This is a genomic window from Agrobacterium tumefaciens (assembly GCF_013318015.2).
Taxonomy (GTDB): domain Bacteria; phylum Pseudomonadota; class Alphaproteobacteria; order Rhizobiales; family Rhizobiaceae; genus Agrobacterium; species Agrobacterium tumefaciens.
The window spans coordinates 244,449-258,694 of the sequence record NZ_CP115843.1 but is presented as its reverse complement, the minus strand read 5'-3'; the positions used below and the strand labels follow the sequence as shown (position 1 = coordinate 258,694).

The following is a 14,246-nucleotide window of genomic DNA, read 5'->3' as shown; positions in this document are numbered from 1 at the left end:
CTCGCCGGTTCAGCGTTCGAGACGGGCGAAAGTACGCTTGACTTAGGAGATTCGCTGCCGTTGAGACGGGTAACAGGTACATTTTTGCTCTTGATGAGAGGTGAACCGCTGACCCCCACACCGCGGAAGTAGGTATCTACCCTGACAGACCGTTGCGCTATCACGAACTCTTCGGAAGTTTCGACTTAAAACTATCTTTCGCTTCGGTTGAAAGTCGACAAAGAGTGATTTTAGCTCAACTTCGCGAACGCATTTGACGGGCCCAAGGTGGATTAGGGGTGGGCTTCTTCGGGACATTTGACAGCCTGCATCACGGTTTTCAACCTCAGCCGGATTGTCACCAATAGGTTGGGGGAGATCGCCCGCGCGGATTATCTCATGCCAGCTGGAACGATGTAACAATGCATGTGCTTCTTTAGAGTGATACGGTGCCAGCCGTCCTGGACCTCGTACCCCCCGGTGATCGATGACAATATTTACCGTCCGACACGTCACGTCCTATCGTTATAAACGGCCGGTTGCGTTCGGAGAGCACAGACTTTTGTTCAGACCGAGAGACAGTTTCGATCAGACGCTGCTGAGCTCCCGACTCCTCATCGACCCGGAACCGGACTATCTTCGTTGGATCCATGATGTGTTCGGAAACTGCGTCGCAGTTATCGGCTTTGCTCAACCCTCACGTGAGCTCCGCTTCGAAACCGTCATTCGCCTTGACCATACACCCTATGTCGCAATTGATCTGCAAATCGATCAGGACGCTTTGACTTACCCGTTTTCATATGATCCAGACGAAGCGCTGGATCTGGAACGAACCATCCAGCGCCATTACGCTGATCCACATGATCAGGTCGGTAAATGGGCGCGCCAATTCGTGCGAATCGGGCAACCCACTGAAACCGGGCACCTGCTGATGACGTTGTGCTACGCCATCCATGAAAGTTTCATCTATGCCCGACGACAAGAGCATGGAACGCAAGCGCCGACCGAGACGCTGCAGCTTCGCAAGGGAACCTGCCGCGACTTCGCGCTACTTATGATGGAGGCCGCTCGATCACTTGGGTTCGCGGCCAGGTTCGTCACGGGCTATATCTACGTTCCAGACCGAGACGGATCAATCACCCTTGGCGGCGGTTCCACCCATGCGTGGTGCCAGATCTATTTGCCGGGCGCCGGTTGGGCTGAGTTCGACCCAACCAACGGTATCGTGGGCAACCGTGATCTTATCCGTGTTGGGGTGGCACGGGATCCGAAGCAGGCAGTTCCTTTGTGGGGAAGTTACGACGGAACAGCCGCTGACTACGAGGGCATGTCAGTCCAGGTCAACGTCACAACGGATGATCGCATCGAAACTGTGCTCAACTGATCGGAACGCATTGCCTATTCCGGCGTTTGCCGCCCAAGCTAGTCTCACGGCAATTCGCCGGCGCAACCGAATTTTATGATGAAGATACCTGGACTGGGTGAACCGACACTTCTTCGCGCCTGCGCCAAACATGCACGATGTTGATTAGTGATAATGTGTGCTCCTATCCGAGCGGCGAGACACGAGCTAACAAACTTGGCAATAGCAGCTTTCCCTCACGGTAGGTGTACGGCGAGCCTCAGGGACCGATTCCCCTATCTGTAGGTTGCGTTGAGTTTCACATGCTGCTGGAAAACGCGTCTGAATTCGCGGTAACTCTCAAACCCAAGAGAGATCGCCAACCGAACCACCGTCGACTGGGTGACGGAACAACAAACAGCAAGGGAATTTGCTGTCCCGAAGGCGACGACTTCCGGGCAAGCGACAGCAGTTCGCGCTACTCTCTCTTGATGGCTCGATAGCCTCAAGCTTTTGACCTCAAGCATGTTTCTCAAATCAAATACTGTTTTGGGCTTCTGAACTGTTGATTTCGTTGCCATGACGATTGTCTTTCGCCCCGCCGATGCGTTTCTGAGTGGCTGATTTTTCCAATACCTATGTGATGGCAGGAGCAATATCGGCCCCTGCCATCTATGCCTTCAAATCACAGGAACCGGCTGTTTTTTCGACACGGATTCAATCGCAGCAAGTGCAATCGCCAGAGCGTTGCGAGCATCAGCTCCTGTTGGTGCATTCTGAACAACGCCGTTACGAACCGCATCGACAAAGGAAGCAAGCTGCGCCGTGTAGGCCTGAACGAAGTGGTCCGTATCGCGCCGCCATGTGTCGTTGGATACGCCAGTAGCGTCGAACAGCGTCATGCTAGAACGTCGTACGTCGCCCATCGCAACCATTCCGCCGGAGCCGAATACTTCGCCGCGAATATCGTAGCCGTACATTGCAGAGAAGTTTGCTTCCGCAACCGCAATCGAGCCGTTGTCAAAACGAATATTGACGACGGCGGTATCGAGGAAGCCTGTATTGCGTGCGTCCGAGCGAACCAGCGCATCTGCCATTGCAAACACTTCGACAGGCTTTGCGCCGGGGTTCAACCAAAGCAGGGTGTCGAAGTCGTGGATCAACGTTTCATAAAAGATGGTCCACAAAGGAATCCTGCCTGGGTCGCCGCCGAACGGACCAGGATCACGCGTTAGCGACCGGATGAGTTGAACTGCGCCGACCTTTCCGGCGTCGATCGCTTCGCGGCCTTCGGCAAATGCCTGGTCCCAGCGACGATTAAAACCGACCTGCAGCGGAACGCCTGCGGCCTTTGCGGCTGCAATGCCGCGGTCCGCATCTTCAAGCGTGAGCGCCATTGGCTTCTCGCAAAATATCGCCTTGCCGGCCTCCGCAGCCTGCACGAGGATATTGGTGTGAAAGCGTGCGGGTGTCGCAATGATGACCGCATCCAGACCGGGGTGAGAAAGCATTTCTGCAACGTGGGTGTAAGAAGCGTCGGCGCCCAGCCTCTCCGCAAGCTTTGCAGCGGCTCCGGGGGCGGGGTCGGCGACGGCTATCAGCTCCGCGTCCACAAGCCTTTTTGCGACACTCTCACCATGAAACGAACCGATGCGCCCTGCCCCGATAAGTCCGACGTTGACTGTTTTGACCTTGGTCATGATTTTTAGTCCTGTTTTTGAAATCAGAGAGTGAAGGCTTCGCGGAAGGCAGCAAGCGCGGTGTCAGCATCTCCGGATGCCCATGCTTCCATCCCAATCGGGCCGGAGTAGCCCATGTGGCTCAGGGCTCTTGCGATCCCCTTCCAGTTCACTTCGCCGGTGCCCGGCTCAAATCGCCCGGGTACATCGGCCACCTGAATCTCACCGATCCACGGCAGGCTCCTGCGGCAAAGTTCGATCAGGTTCCCCTCACCGATCTGCGCGTGGTAGAGGTCCAGGTTCAAACGCAGGCGCGGATGGTCGATGCTCGATACGAGTGCCAACGTGTCTTCGGCGCGCCCGAACGGAACGCCGGGGTGATCGACGGGAAGATTGAGGTTTTCCAGCGTGAAAACCACGTTTTCTTCTTCCGCGAGGTCGACGATTCGGCGTAGCGTATCCTGAGCCTTCAGCCACATGGCTCCCGTGACGACCTCGACAGGCTGAATCGGTAGTCCACGATCCCCGAGGCCAGTGCCGTGAAGGTTGAGGCGCTGCACGCCAAGACGTTTACCGATCTGAGCTGTTTCGCGCGCGGTTCTCAAAAGTTCGGCTGCACCTTCTTCATCCGTAAGACGCCCGGTCAGGTAACCGTTCATAATTGTGAAGGTCGCACCTGTGGCTTCGAGCTTGGCGATGTCGTGCTCTGGCCAATTCCAGAGGCCCACGCCAAATCCCTGCTCCTTCAATCGGGAAGCGCGCCATTCGATAGGCTTGTCCCGCCACAGCATCTCCGCGCAGGCGGCTAACGGAAACGGGGTGTTATTCGTACTGCTCATTTGGGGTGGTTCCCTGGATTTTGGATATGACTGTCCCAAGGCCCGGCGAACGCGCCGGGCCAAAATTCATGTTTCCAAGTGTCTTCAAATGGTGCCGCCCAGCTCCGCGGAGATCGACTGGAGTTCTTTGCCGCCGGCCATCAGGTTCTGCAGGCCATCGAGGCTGATTTCATGTTTGGCAAATGTGCCAAGCGTCTTTCCCCTGTTCAGAGCTGTAAAACGGTTGCCGACGGCAAAAGCGTGTCGGACGTTGTGGGTAATGAAAATCACGCCCAGACCTTTGCGACGAACCTGATCGATGTACTTTAGGACCATCGAGGTTTGTGCAACACCGAGTGCAGATGTCGGTTCATCGAGAATGAGGACTTTCGCCCCGAAATACACGGCGCGTGCGATCGCCACGCATTGACGTTCGCCACCGGAGAGCGTGCCGACGGCCTGCCCGGGTTCACGAACATCGATGCCGATTCTCTTCATTTCTTCGCTGGTCACGCGATCCGCGAATTCCATGTCCATGTATTTGAACGGACCGAAACCCTTCAACGGCTCGCGACCCATGAAGAAGTTTCTTGTGACAGACATCAGCGGGATCATCGCCAGATCCTGGTAGACGGTAGCAATCCCCGCATCGAGCGCATCTCTTGGCCCGGTAAAGAGATGTTGTTTCCCCTCGACGAGGAAGTCGCCGGATGTCGGTCTGTGAACGCCGGAAAGAGTATTGATCAGAGTTGATTTTCCGGTCCGTTATCTCCGAGGAGGCACAGAACCTCTCCTGCGTGAACACTCAGCGAAACGCCGTTGAGTGCGATAATCGAGCCGAAGTGCTTTACGAGGTTCTTGACCTCGACGAGTGGTGTCTGGCTCGTGCTCATCAGCGTTCTCCCGTCACACGCTTGCGAATGATGTTGTTGAAAATAACCGCAATCAGCAGCATCCCGCCGAGGAAGACGAGGTACCAATCCTGGTCGATTGACGTGTAGGTGAGACCGATCAAGACCATGCCAAAGACGATCGATCCGAAGAACGCACCAATTGCCGAACCATATCCTCCAGTCAGGAGACATCCGCCGATGACGGCCGCAATGATGGCTTCGAACTCCTTCTGAAATCCCCGTCGTGCGTCCGTTGAACCCGCATCAAGCACGGTGAGGATCGCGACAAGAGTGGCGCACATGGCGGTAACAATGAAAAGGGTGGTCTTTACGCGCGCGACGGGAACACCCGACTTGCGAGCTGCCTTCGGGTCGCCTCCGGATGCAAAGATCCAGTTTCCAAACCTCGTGCGCAGCAGAACCCAGGTCGCGACGAGTGCAATCAGCACAAACCAGAGAATTTCTACGGGGATACCGGGGACTTTCGGCGTTCCATTGGGGAAGGTCTCGATGACGCCTGCACTGCCAAGCCACGTGAAGAAGCCCGGGAAGGCATCGCCTGAGAACAGCGGCGCAAGGGGACTGTCCGCCACAGCTTCCCTCATGCCGCGAAGCTGTGTTGAACCGCCGCTCGCCCACTTCAGTCCGACGAGCGTGAGGCCACGAAGAATGAAGAGAAACGCAAGCGTTACTATAAACGATGGAAGTCCGGTGCGCATGGTGAGCTGGGCGTTGGTGACACCGATGACCACGGCGAAAGCAAGCGCGATCAGGATCGCGACGCTGAGCGGCAGATTAAGGACCACAAGGGCCGTGCCAAAAACTAGCCCTGCGAACGCGACCATCGAGCCGATCGACAGATCGAACTCGCCGCCGATCATCAAGAGTGCCGCGCCAACCGCAAGAATCCCCAGTTGAGCAGCTGGCGCCATGAAGTTTACAACGCCTGCAAGTGTGAACATGGCGGGGTTTGCGGTCAGCATGAAGAATGTTGTGACGAGCACCAGTCCTGCGACTGCGCCGAGTTCCGGACGTCGCGCGAGCGCGGTCAAAGTCGAAACCTTTTTCAGGCGCTCGTCGGATCGAGTCGGGGACCCGTTCTGTTCGTTGGCCAGCGTCATGGTCGTACCTCAGATGTCAGTTGTTTACGTGCGCCATCGGCTGCCGTTCACGCTTCACGCGGATCGGATGTCGGGCGATGAGGGCAGCCCCCGCTGGAGGTGCGGGAGCTGCCGGATGGGTCCCGCTCAGCGGATACCCTGGGAGGATTTCTCAATCACCGAAGCGGCGGTATCCTTCTCGACAAAGCTCGGACCCGAGGCAACGTTTCCAGCAGGAATCGTGCCATATCTTGCATTCAGCGCGAGGAATGTGACTGGCAGATATCCCTGGAGATAGGGTTGCTGATCCACGGCAAAAAGTGCCTTGCCTTCCGAAACAGCCTTTAGGAAATTGGCCGAGAGATCGAAAGAAGCGACCTTGACCTTGTCGCCATTGCCCATCTTCTCGACAACAGCAACCGCTCGCTCACCGACGAGCGGCGCCGACAGGCCAAGCACGACATCGACAGAAGAATCCGAGGTTAAAGCAGCCTGGATCTTTGATTCAATTTCCGCCGGTTCGGCGGAAGTCGGCAGGACCGTTACCTTTCCACCTTCGAAGCCCTTGGCGGTACCTGCGCAGCGCTGGTCAAGGGCGGCATTTCCCACCTCCTGGTTTACGCACAGCACATGCTTCATGCCGAGAGACTTGAGTTTTTCGCCGACCTTGGCCCCTGCGGTAAGTTCGTCCTGGCCAACATGAAGCTTGATGCCAAGCTTTTCCGTTGCGGCAATGCCGGAGTTCATGGAAATGACGGGGATACCGGCCGCGATGGCCTTGGCAATCGCCGGGCCTAGCGCATCCGGATCGGGATTGGAAATTACAATGCCCGCCGGGTTTTGATTGACTGCGGCCTCAATGAGCTGAGCCATTGCCACCATATCGAAGGTCTCGGGTGCCCGGTAGTCAACCTTGGCATTGATGTCCTTGCCGGCCTGCATCATTCCGTTTTTCACGATCGACCAGAAGGGGTCAGAAGCTTGTCCATGAGTGACGGCGATGATGCTGGGTTGCTCGTCGGCTTTGACGCCAACCGACCAAGCGCCAATCAGTGACACGGCAATAGCCGCAGAAGCGAAACTCTTCCAAATGGATTTCATTTTTCCTCCTCAATGTCACCCACTCCTCTGAGTGACGAATTCGAATGCTACCGGGTGCAAATGCGTTTGCTACCGGGTGCAAGCAGGTGCATGTTATGTCAGAATGCGTTAAAAGCAAGCATTCATTTCACTGAATCAAAAAATGGAATTTATGTTCCATTACCGGAGAGTTTATGCGGAAGAGAGCAACAGCTAAACAGGTGGCAGATGCGGCGGGAGTCTCCAAGTGGACCGTGATACGAGCTTTCACACCGGGAGCTTCGATTACCGACGAAAGCAAGCGGAAGGTACTGGAGACCGCTGCAGCTTTGAACTACACGCCGAACCTTCTTGCACGAAGCCTTGCCACCAACTCGACGGGGCAGATCGCTGTCTTCGTGGATGACTTCTCCAACCCGCAAAAGCTCCCTTTCCTTGAGGCGCTTACCGAGAAGCTCCAGGCCGCAGGCCTGGTCGTGATGCTGATCAATATCAATAGCCACTTTAACCATGTGAACGCACTTCTCCATGCGGACCAGCGTCAGGTCGATGCCATCATTCTGTTTGGTACAGCGTTTCGCGACGAAACCCTGACAGACCTGCAGCACGGACGCGGCATGCCGCCTATGTTCGTGCTTGCACGTGACAGTCAGATCGACGGCGTGCCAGCGGTTGTCTGCGACGCGGAACTTGCTCTCAGGGAGATCGTCGACCACCTTCATGCGCAGGGATACAAACGCCCGGGCTTCATGAGCGGTGCTGCCGCTTTGTCCACGGCTTTAAAAAGAAGCCATTACTTCACGGAGTTCTGGGCAGAAAAAGGCATCCAAAACATCGTCCAAATGAGCGCGGAAAAATACAGTCTGGACGCTGGTGCGGCCTCGGTGAGGAAGTACTTAAGCGAGACTTCACCGCAAGATCGCGTCGATGTGCTAATGTGCGAAAACGACATTCTGGCGATGGGCGCAATGGATGAGATCCGGGCAAACTTTCGCCTTCAAGTTCCCGAAGATATTGCGATAGTGGGTTTCGACAACTACGAGATATCCGGTTCGTTCGGATACGGCATTACCACCTATGAGCAACCGCGCGACGAAATGATTGATGCAATTCTGAGTATGATCAAGGGGAGTTCGGCTTTGAAGACGGTAACTCTTCGGGGAGAGCTTGTCGTTCGACGCTCAACTTAAACGCTGTCGACTGATCACAGTTGAATATTCTTTAGGACCATCCGATCGGAACGTCACAAAGTCGCGGCGAAGCTTGGGTGTCATCCGAACTGGATTTCATCAACGAGGCAGGCATGCAGTGTGCGTACCAACCGCCTTGGACGGGATCGAGCCGTCGACCTGCCACTACTTCAAATGCAAACTCGCAGATAACCGCGCCAGATCAAGTACCTGGCCCACTTGGAATGTCGGGAAGGGTGTCGTGCGGGGCTGTCTGATGTTGGGGTATCAAAGGCTAGAGCGAACATCGAAGGATCTGCTGCCTTGTCGAGTTCGGCCATTGCGGCATCGGCGTCGATGGTCACTGAAATGGCCTTGCCCAAACTGAGGGCGCACTTGCAAAAAACGTCGAGCGAACCATTCATGGCCTCCGGGCTGCCATCGCCCCATCCTCCACCTCTATCGCCCAGGAACGGTTGAACTACTTCGCAGCCGCTCGTTACGATCTAGACCCATCAGGAACTGCTCTCACGACGATCCCGCCACTCTGTCCGTAATGGAGTGAGCGACGGGACAGCAGATGAAGCCTAGCCTGACATGCTTCAGCCGAGGGGTGGGTAGTCGGTATAGCCTCGCTCGTCGCCCACGTAGTAGCTGGACGGGTCGGACGGCGCCAATGCGGCATTTTGACGGAAGCGTTCGGGCAGGTCCGGGTTGCTAATGAAGAGAGTTCCGAACGTCACCGCGTCCGCCAGATTGCTTGCTATCGCCCGCTCGCCACTTTCTCGGTCATATCCAACGTTTACGACAAACAAGCCGGAGAACCGCTTTCTCGCCTCGGGCGCCAGCAGCTTGAGACCCTCGGGAAGCTGCGCCGACTGCATGAAGTGAAGAATGCCCACCTTCCTCGTTTCGAGAGCTTCGACGGCGAACATATAGGTGCCCTCTAGGTCGCTATCGCCCATGTCGTTGTAGGGTATCCGGGGCGAGAGCCTGACCGAAACACGGGAAGCCCCAAATACCCGGATTGCGGCGTCGGTTGCTTCGAGCAGGAAGCGGGCGCGGTTTTCGACAGGGCCGCCATAGGCGTCCGTTCTCTTGTTGGAACCGTCCTCGAGGAATTGGGCCGGCAGATAGCCGTTGGCGCCATGCACCTCAACCCCATCGAAACCAGCGGCCTTGGCCGCACGCGCGGCGGCCTCGTAATCCAGAATCGTACTGTGGATCTCGTCGAGGGTGAGAGCCCGGGGGGTGACGGTCGGCTTTGGCCCCTCGGGCGTGAAGGCCTGGCTATTGAAGGACACTGCCGAAGGCGCGACAGGCAAGGCTCCGCCATGGAAGTCTGGATGAGAAGCGCGGCCGGTATGCCAGAGTTGGGCGAAGATGAGGCCCCCGGCGTTGTGCACGGCCCGGGTGACCTTTCGCCATCCCTCGATCTGCTCGGCCGTGTGGATTCCCGGCGTATTCGTCCAGCCGATCGCCTGCTCGCTGATCTGAGTCCCCTCTGAGATGATCAGGCCAGCGGTGGCGCGTTGGGCGTAGTAGGTTGCGGTGAGCTCGTTCGCCACATGGTCTGGTGACCGCGCTCTTGTCATCGGGGCCATGAAGACGCGGTTCTTGAATTCGAACATCTCGGTCTTCAGCGGGGTCAGCAATTTTAACTCAGTCATTTTGACGCTCCAGTTGATCTGGACGCCTAGGTATACGTTGTAGACTTGCCGTCAATCAGGCACCTTAAATCGCCTTGGTAGGCCTGAGGATACCTGGTCGCCGTCTTGGTTGGGCTCAATCAGCGCGTTTTCCCAGCTGAATACCGCTGAAACCGTCATCTGATCGTCGGGCGTCGAAGGCTTCTCGCGCCGCATTGACCTCCGGCAGCTTGTCCAGCGTCCACCGGTGAAGCTCGCCGAACGGCTTTTGCAGTGTTTGGCCCAGCTTTGTGATCTCATACTCCACAGCCACCGGCGATACGGACACGATGCGTCGAGTGATGAGGCCGTTGCGCTCCAGTTTGCGGAGACACTGCGTCAGAGCCTTCTGGCTCACGCCCTCCAGGCGCTTACGGATGAGGTTGAACCTATGAGGTCCGTCCGACAGCACCGCCAGAACCATCATGGACCATTTATCGGCGATCTGATCGAAGAGTGTCCTGCTGGGGCAGTCCGAGGAGAAGCAAATCGGATCTAATTCCATGACGATACGCACCTTCACAATCCATTCATGTCGATATCTTTATGCGCACAGGTAGCCCATGTATACTTGTATTTCCCGAGGCGCTCCCTCAACACAAACTTCAGCCGAATGCAGCAGACTCAAAATGACCGGATGTGGGGTGTGAAGCGACCATTGCGTGCGGGCCGCGAGTGGGCCATCAAAACCGCGCTGCCAGCATCGTGCTCTTGAACGGATTCGAACCAGCGACCCTATCGGTTTTGGTGGGCAATGAAACTGCTAACGAGTTACGCTAAAACACCAATTGCTAATTCGCGCACGTGCCGAGGATCGGCGACATCAGCTTGATGTGGGCATCAATCCGCTCCAACACTCTATCGGGTAGAACAGCTCGTTCAGGCAGAGACCACCAAGACTGGTTGACGCGCTCGACGGTCTCCGTAACAGCCTTCAGCACAGCAGCTTCAGGCAGTCGCGCACGATGCGCGAAGACTTTCCATCGCTGGGCGTTCATTGCCTTGAACGGCCTTTCACCGGCCAGCGACAGTGCCATGGCATCCGACGGAATGTAAGGGACTGTCGAGAGCACATCATAGACTGGGGCGAGTGCCGGCTTGTTGCCCTTCCCATAATAAATCAGCGACCAATTCTTGAGGTGCATGTCGCCATTTCCTGTCAGGACTGCCAAAGCCAGTCGTCGGACGAACTCGAGGGCTGCCGCTGAAGAAACGGCGACCCCAATAGCCACAGCGATATCATGATATGAGGCCCCCTCATATTTTCGAGACGGATAGACGCCGAATACCTGTGCGAAATCTTCGATATGGATGCGTTCACCACCGGCAACGCGATCGAAACGTTTGACGAGGAGGACTTTGCCGTCGGACAGTGTCTCAAACTCCTCCGGGATACCCTCGAACTGCGATTGTTCCACGAGCTCGCGTTCCGGCACGTCCATACCAATCGCTTCGGCCAATGCAAGATTTGCAAATTCGTTTTCCGAGACACTGGGAAATGATGTCGATGGAAACTTGGCGATATATGAACCCTGCTCGTCGCCTAAGGGGATCGTCAGACCGCCGCCCTTGCCTGTGTTTTTGATGACGGAGAGTTTCATTTGCACGCCGGCGAGCGAAAACCGGGCCTTTGGTCTCGGGGGTGTCAAACCCTCATTACAAACAACGCTGCCTTCGCTCGGCACAATTCGGACAGCCCCCGGCAGATCCGATCCGAGTGCCGCAAGCAAATCGAAATCATTTCCTGCTCGCACGCTGCCTGAATGGTGCCTCTCCATCGCCTCGCGCAGTTTATCCTCTGGAAGAAGGTTCGCAAAGAACGATGGCAAAGCCCTTGCGACAGGCTTCGGGTCCTTCCGCAAACCCCCATGTGCCGCGCGAAATGACAAACTGAGCACTGGGAAACCACCCGTCTGTCGATAGCTCTCCTCAAAGCTGAACGCGTTGAAGTCTCCCGGCGTCCTCACGATCATACCGACCTTCAGGTCATTCAGCAGCACGTCCAGTGAGGTTATAGATCTTGGATCAAGAGGCGCATCAGACATTGCCATCACCATCAGGACTGGCGACGAAAGCAGGAAGGTCATCTTCGGCGCCACCTGGCTGCAGTAAAGCTTCAACCGCCGGGACCATCGCTTGAGGGATGAGCATCAGTTCCAGACCAAGCGCACGACCAATGTTGATCAGAGTGGTCGTACGGGCAGCGCTGGCTCCAGCCTCAATCTCGCGGTACCGCGGTCGCGATATACCCGCCATATCCGCAAGCTGCTCCTGGGTGAGGCCCAAAGTCTTGCGCGACGTCTTGAGCAGCCGCCCTATGTCCTGAAGAGCCTCCGAATCCGACTTCATATGATACCTTAACAATTCATCTTTCTCAGCATGATATGTTTACGTATCTCACAGCATCTGCTCAGTCAAACTAAATGCCGCTAATAGGGATCATATCAGACTAAAAGATCTTCTTACAGATCAATTTTGTTTCCTCTACCGATAGGACGTTAGGCAATCTGGGCACCGAAACTGGAAGCACCCCCGCAATACACCCTTCTTTAAAAGTCCGCTCCTATCCGCCTGGCAACATGCCTGCCTAGCAGGAAGACAAGGCATGAGGATTGGCTTCATCGGGGCCGAGCACATCAGTAAGGCACTGGCCCGGCTTGCAGTCGCGAACGGACATACCGCGACGCTCAACAATTCGCGCGGACCAGAACCCCTGCGCGAGGCAGCGGCCGAAATTGGTTGTCAGGCCGCTGTTGTATCCGACGTGCCCTCGTCCAGCGATGTGATGGTTCTCACAGTGCCGTTCGCAGCTTGCACCGCAGTTCCTTGATGGCAAGATTGTCATCGATGCGAACAAGTACTACCCGGATAGGGATGGAAGTATCGATGCGCTCGACCAGCGCGAGACGAAAACGTCGCAACCGATCGCAAACCAATTCCAAGGGTCGACGATCATCAAGGCGTTCAAGGCCATTCTGGAGAACGACCTCCTCGATCCTGTTGCACTTCCAAACAGAGCTAAGTGTGCCTTGCCGATTGGGGGTGACGATGCCGCCAACAAGGTGATTGTGACCACCCTACAAGCGGAGTTCGGGTTCGATACTGTAGACGTCGGCCCCCTCGCTGATAGCTGGCGTTTTGAGCGGGCCAAGCCCGCTTACTGCATCCCGCTCGATAAGGACGGTGTCATTGCGGCACTCGCTGCGGAGGAACGGGATAAGGAACTCCCAGAGGGGTCGTGGAGGCGTTAGCCCAACAAGGGGCGGCTCAACGAAGGGGCCGCCACTTGAATTCGCGACCTTCGGAGTGAAAATGTTAGGTGCACTCATTGTCCGCTATGGGCGAAATTGGACTTTGCTCGAACTCGTTTCGCTTTAAGTAAGCGCGAAAGCGCTTGACCTCAACCCGCCGATTAGAGAAGCGCCGCATCGCGGAAGGCGGGACCGACTACCCCGGCGAAAACGCTCCATCAACTTCTGCTTATGCGGCTTCGCTCATAGCAACCCGGCCCAGTTCCGCCGATAGCCATGGATCAACCGACAGATCTCGCTGCCCACAACGCCCTCGGATATCCACTATCGTCGCTGAGTTGAAGACGTTTCCATCGTCAGGAGGCGTCTTCCCGAGTGCCACCGTCGTCAGGCAGGCAGCTTCATCTGCTTGCGCAGGCTCTTGTCGAACGCGCTTGCGGGTACGAAGCGTCGCAGGAAATGCAGTTGCCGCGCCGCCTTGGTGGCGGGGTAGCGCAACTTCGGCGACTTTACTGTCGCCGCCTTCACGACGGCTTCCGCGACAAGCTCCGGCGCATCGCCTGCCTTGATGGCACTGTTCCACACGGCTTCCGTTGTCTTGCGGCCCGCATCGTAGACGCTCGTCATGCGGTCGGGCTGTTTCGCGTTGTGGTCAAGCGCCGTGTTCGTAAAGGCAGGCTCGACCAGGAGGACCCTGATACCGAGCGATCTGACTTCGTGATCGAGAGACTCCGAGTAACCCTCGACGGCATGTTTCGTGGCGGTGTAAAGCGCGCTGAACGGACTGGGAATGAAGCCAACCACCGAACTGATGTTTATGATGCGCCCGCTACGCTGCCTGCGCATGATCGGTAGGACCTCGTTAGTCGTCCGGACGATCCCGAAGACGTTGAGATCGAAAATAGCCTGCGCCTGTTCAACGGATGATTCCTCGGCGCCACCGATGAGGGCCGCGCCCGCGTTGTTAACGAAGATGTCGATACGGCCAGTGCGGCTGACGACTTCGGCGACCATTGCAGCCACCGAAGCGCTGTCGGTCACGTCGCATTCAAGCATCGTGATCCCCGCGACCGTCCCCGTCCTCGCCTTCCGACTTGTTCCAAAGACCTGGTAGCCGGCCGACACCAGAGCCTTGGCCGCGGCAAGACCGATCCCGGATGCCGCGCCAGTGACGACGGCGACGCTACGATTGTTCGTGTTCATTTCAATTCCTTTCGTTCGCCCGATACAGGGCGGTGTTGATGGCG

Annotated in this window: 12 protein-coding genes and 1 pseudogene; 3 read left to right on the top strand and 10 right to left on the bottom strand. The window is 56.6% G+C overall.

Going from position 1 to position 14,246, the window contains the following annotated elements:
• The first annotated feature begins 466 nt into the window (after window positions 1-466).
• Window positions 467-1,363 carry a transglutaminase family protein gene (locus G6L97_RS24440; protein WP_174004025.1) on the top strand — a complete coding sequence of 299 codons (897 nt, stop codon included), beginning with the start codon at window positions 467-469 and terminating at the stop codon, window positions 1,361-1,363.
• Window positions 1,364-2,001: 638 nt separating this feature from the next.
• Here G6L97_RS24440 and G6L97_RS24435 read toward each other — a convergent pair.
• From G6L97_RS24435 to G6L97_RS24415, 5 genes and pseudogenes are all read right to left on the bottom strand, one after another.
• Entirely contained in the window at window positions 2,002-3,021 is a 1,020-nt protein-coding gene (locus G6L97_RS24435) for a Gfo/Idh/MocA family oxidoreductase (protein ID WP_174004023.1), read from the bottom strand.
• Between the two features lie 23 nt (window positions 3,022-3,044).
• The gene (locus G6L97_RS24430) at window positions 3,045-3,839 is read right to left on the bottom strand and encodes a TIM barrel protein (RefSeq protein WP_060642069.1); all 795 of its coding nucleotides are present in this window, start codon (window positions 3,837-3,839) and stop codon (window positions 3,045-3,047) included.
• Window positions 3,840-3,923: 84 nt separating this feature from the next.
• A pseudogene (locus tag G6L97_RS24425) lies at window positions 3,924-4,711 on the bottom strand (ATP-binding cassette domain-containing protein).
• Window positions 4,711-5,832, bottom strand: coding sequence for an ABC transporter permease (locus G6L97_RS24420; protein ID WP_065706108.1), 1,122 nt, complete (start codon window positions 5,830-5,832; stop codon window positions 4,711-4,713). The pseudogene G6L97_RS24425 and the gene G6L97_RS24420 overlap by 1 nt, the downstream one beginning before the upstream one ends.
• Before the next feature lie 126 nt (window positions 5,833-5,958).
• Window positions 5,959-6,912 (bottom strand): substrate-binding domain-containing protein, encoded by a 954-nt coding sequence (locus G6L97_RS24415; protein WP_065706107.1) that lies wholly within the window; start codon window positions 6,910-6,912, stop codon window positions 5,959-5,961.
• Between the two features lie 173 nt (window positions 6,913-7,085).
• Between G6L97_RS24415 and G6L97_RS24410 the strand changes: the two genes are divergently transcribed.
• Window positions 7,086-8,081 (top strand): LacI family DNA-binding transcriptional regulator, encoded by a 996-nt coding sequence (locus G6L97_RS24410; RefSeq protein WP_019565639.1) that lies wholly within the window; start codon window positions 7,086-7,088, stop codon window positions 8,079-8,081.
• Between the two features lie 581 nt (window positions 8,082-8,662).
• On the opposite strand, the gene G6L97_RS24405 is transcribed toward G6L97_RS24410, so the two are convergent.
• The 4 genes from G6L97_RS24405 to G6L97_RS24390 form a co-directional block, all read right to left on the bottom strand.
• Complete coding sequence (locus G6L97_RS24405; RefSeq protein ID WP_174004021.1) at window positions 8,663-9,730, bottom strand: alkene reductase; 1,068 nt, start codon at window positions 9,728-9,730, stop codon at window positions 8,663-8,665.
• A 115-nt stretch (window positions 9,731-9,845) separates the two neighbouring features.
• Entirely contained in the window at window positions 9,846-10,253 is a 408-nt protein-coding gene (locus G6L97_RS24400; protein ID WP_065706106.1) for a winged helix-turn-helix transcriptional regulator, read from the bottom strand.
• 286 nt (window positions 10,254-10,539) lie between these two features.
• Window positions 10,540-11,793: a type II toxin-antitoxin system HipA family toxin gene (locus G6L97_RS24395; RefSeq protein ID WP_174004051.1), complete on the bottom strand. Its 1,254-nt coding sequence runs from the start codon at window positions 11,791-11,793 to the stop codon at window positions 10,540-10,542.
• A complete protein-coding gene (locus G6L97_RS24390) occupies window positions 11,786-12,097 on the bottom strand; it encodes a helix-turn-helix domain-containing protein (RefSeq protein ID WP_038496292.1) in 312 nt (103 codons plus the stop codon). The genes G6L97_RS24395 and G6L97_RS24390 overlap by 8 nt, the downstream gene beginning before the upstream one ends.
• A gap of 256 nt (window positions 12,098-12,353) precedes the next feature.
• On the opposite strand from G6L97_RS24390, the gene G6L97_RS24385 reads away from it, so the two are divergent.
• On the top strand, window positions 12,354-12,578 hold the full coding sequence (locus G6L97_RS24385; protein ID WP_198927209.1) for an NAD(P)-binding domain-containing protein: 225 nt from the start codon (window positions 12,354-12,356) through the stop codon (window positions 12,576-12,578).
• An 808-nt stretch (window positions 12,579-13,386) separates the two neighbouring features.
• On the opposite strand, the gene G6L97_RS24380 is transcribed toward G6L97_RS24385, so the two are convergent.
• Window positions 13,387-14,202 (bottom strand): oxidoreductase, encoded by an 816-nt coding sequence (locus G6L97_RS24380; protein WP_174004019.1) that lies wholly within the window; start codon window positions 14,200-14,202, stop codon window positions 13,387-13,389.
• Between the last annotated feature and the right edge of the window lie 44 nt (window positions 14,203-14,246).

Excerpts from the sequence above, each read along its gene's own strand:
- G6L97_RS24440 (WP_174004025.1), top strand. The coding sequence starts at position 467 with ATGACAATATTTACCGTCCGACACGTCACGTCCTATCGTTATAAACGG.
- G6L97_RS24435 (WP_174004023.1), bottom strand. The coding sequence starts at position 3,021 with ATGACCAAGGTCAAAACAGTCAACGTCGGACTTATCGGGGCAGGGCGC.
- G6L97_RS24430 (WP_060642069.1), bottom strand. The coding sequence starts at position 3,839 with ATGAGCAGTACGAATAACACCCCGTTTCCGTTAGCCGCCTGCGCGGAG.
- G6L97_RS24420 (WP_065706108.1), bottom strand. The coding sequence starts at position 5,832 with ATGACGCTGGCCAACGAACAGAACGGGTCCCCGACTCGATCCGACGAG.
- G6L97_RS24415 (WP_065706107.1), bottom strand. The coding sequence starts at position 6,912 with ATGAAATCCATTTGGAAGAGTTTCGCTTCTGCGGCTATTGCCGTGTCA.
- G6L97_RS24410 (WP_019565639.1), top strand. The coding sequence starts at position 7,086 with ATGCGGAAGAGAGCAACAGCTAAACAGGTGGCAGATGCGGCGGGAGTC.
- G6L97_RS24405 (WP_174004021.1), bottom strand. The coding sequence starts at position 9,730 with ATGACTGAGTTAAAATTGCTGACCCCGCTGAAGACCGAGATGTTCGAA.
- G6L97_RS24400 (WP_065706106.1), bottom strand. The coding sequence starts at position 10,253 with ATGGAATTAGATCCGATTTGCTTCTCCTCGGACTGCCCCAGCAGGACA.
- G6L97_RS24395 (WP_174004051.1), bottom strand. The coding sequence starts at position 11,793 with ATGTCTGATGCGCCTCTTGATCCAAGATCTATAACCTCACTGGACGTG.
- G6L97_RS24390 (WP_038496292.1), bottom strand. The coding sequence starts at position 12,097 with ATGAAGTCGGATTCGGAGGCTCTTCAGGACATAGGGCGGCTGCTCAAG.
- G6L97_RS24385 (WP_198927209.1), top strand. The coding sequence starts at position 12,354 with ATGAGGATTGGCTTCATCGGGGCCGAGCACATCAGTAAGGCACTGGCC.
- G6L97_RS24380 (WP_174004019.1), bottom strand. The coding sequence starts at position 14,202 with ATGAACACGAACAATCGTAGCGTCGCCGTCGTCACTGGCGCGGCATCC.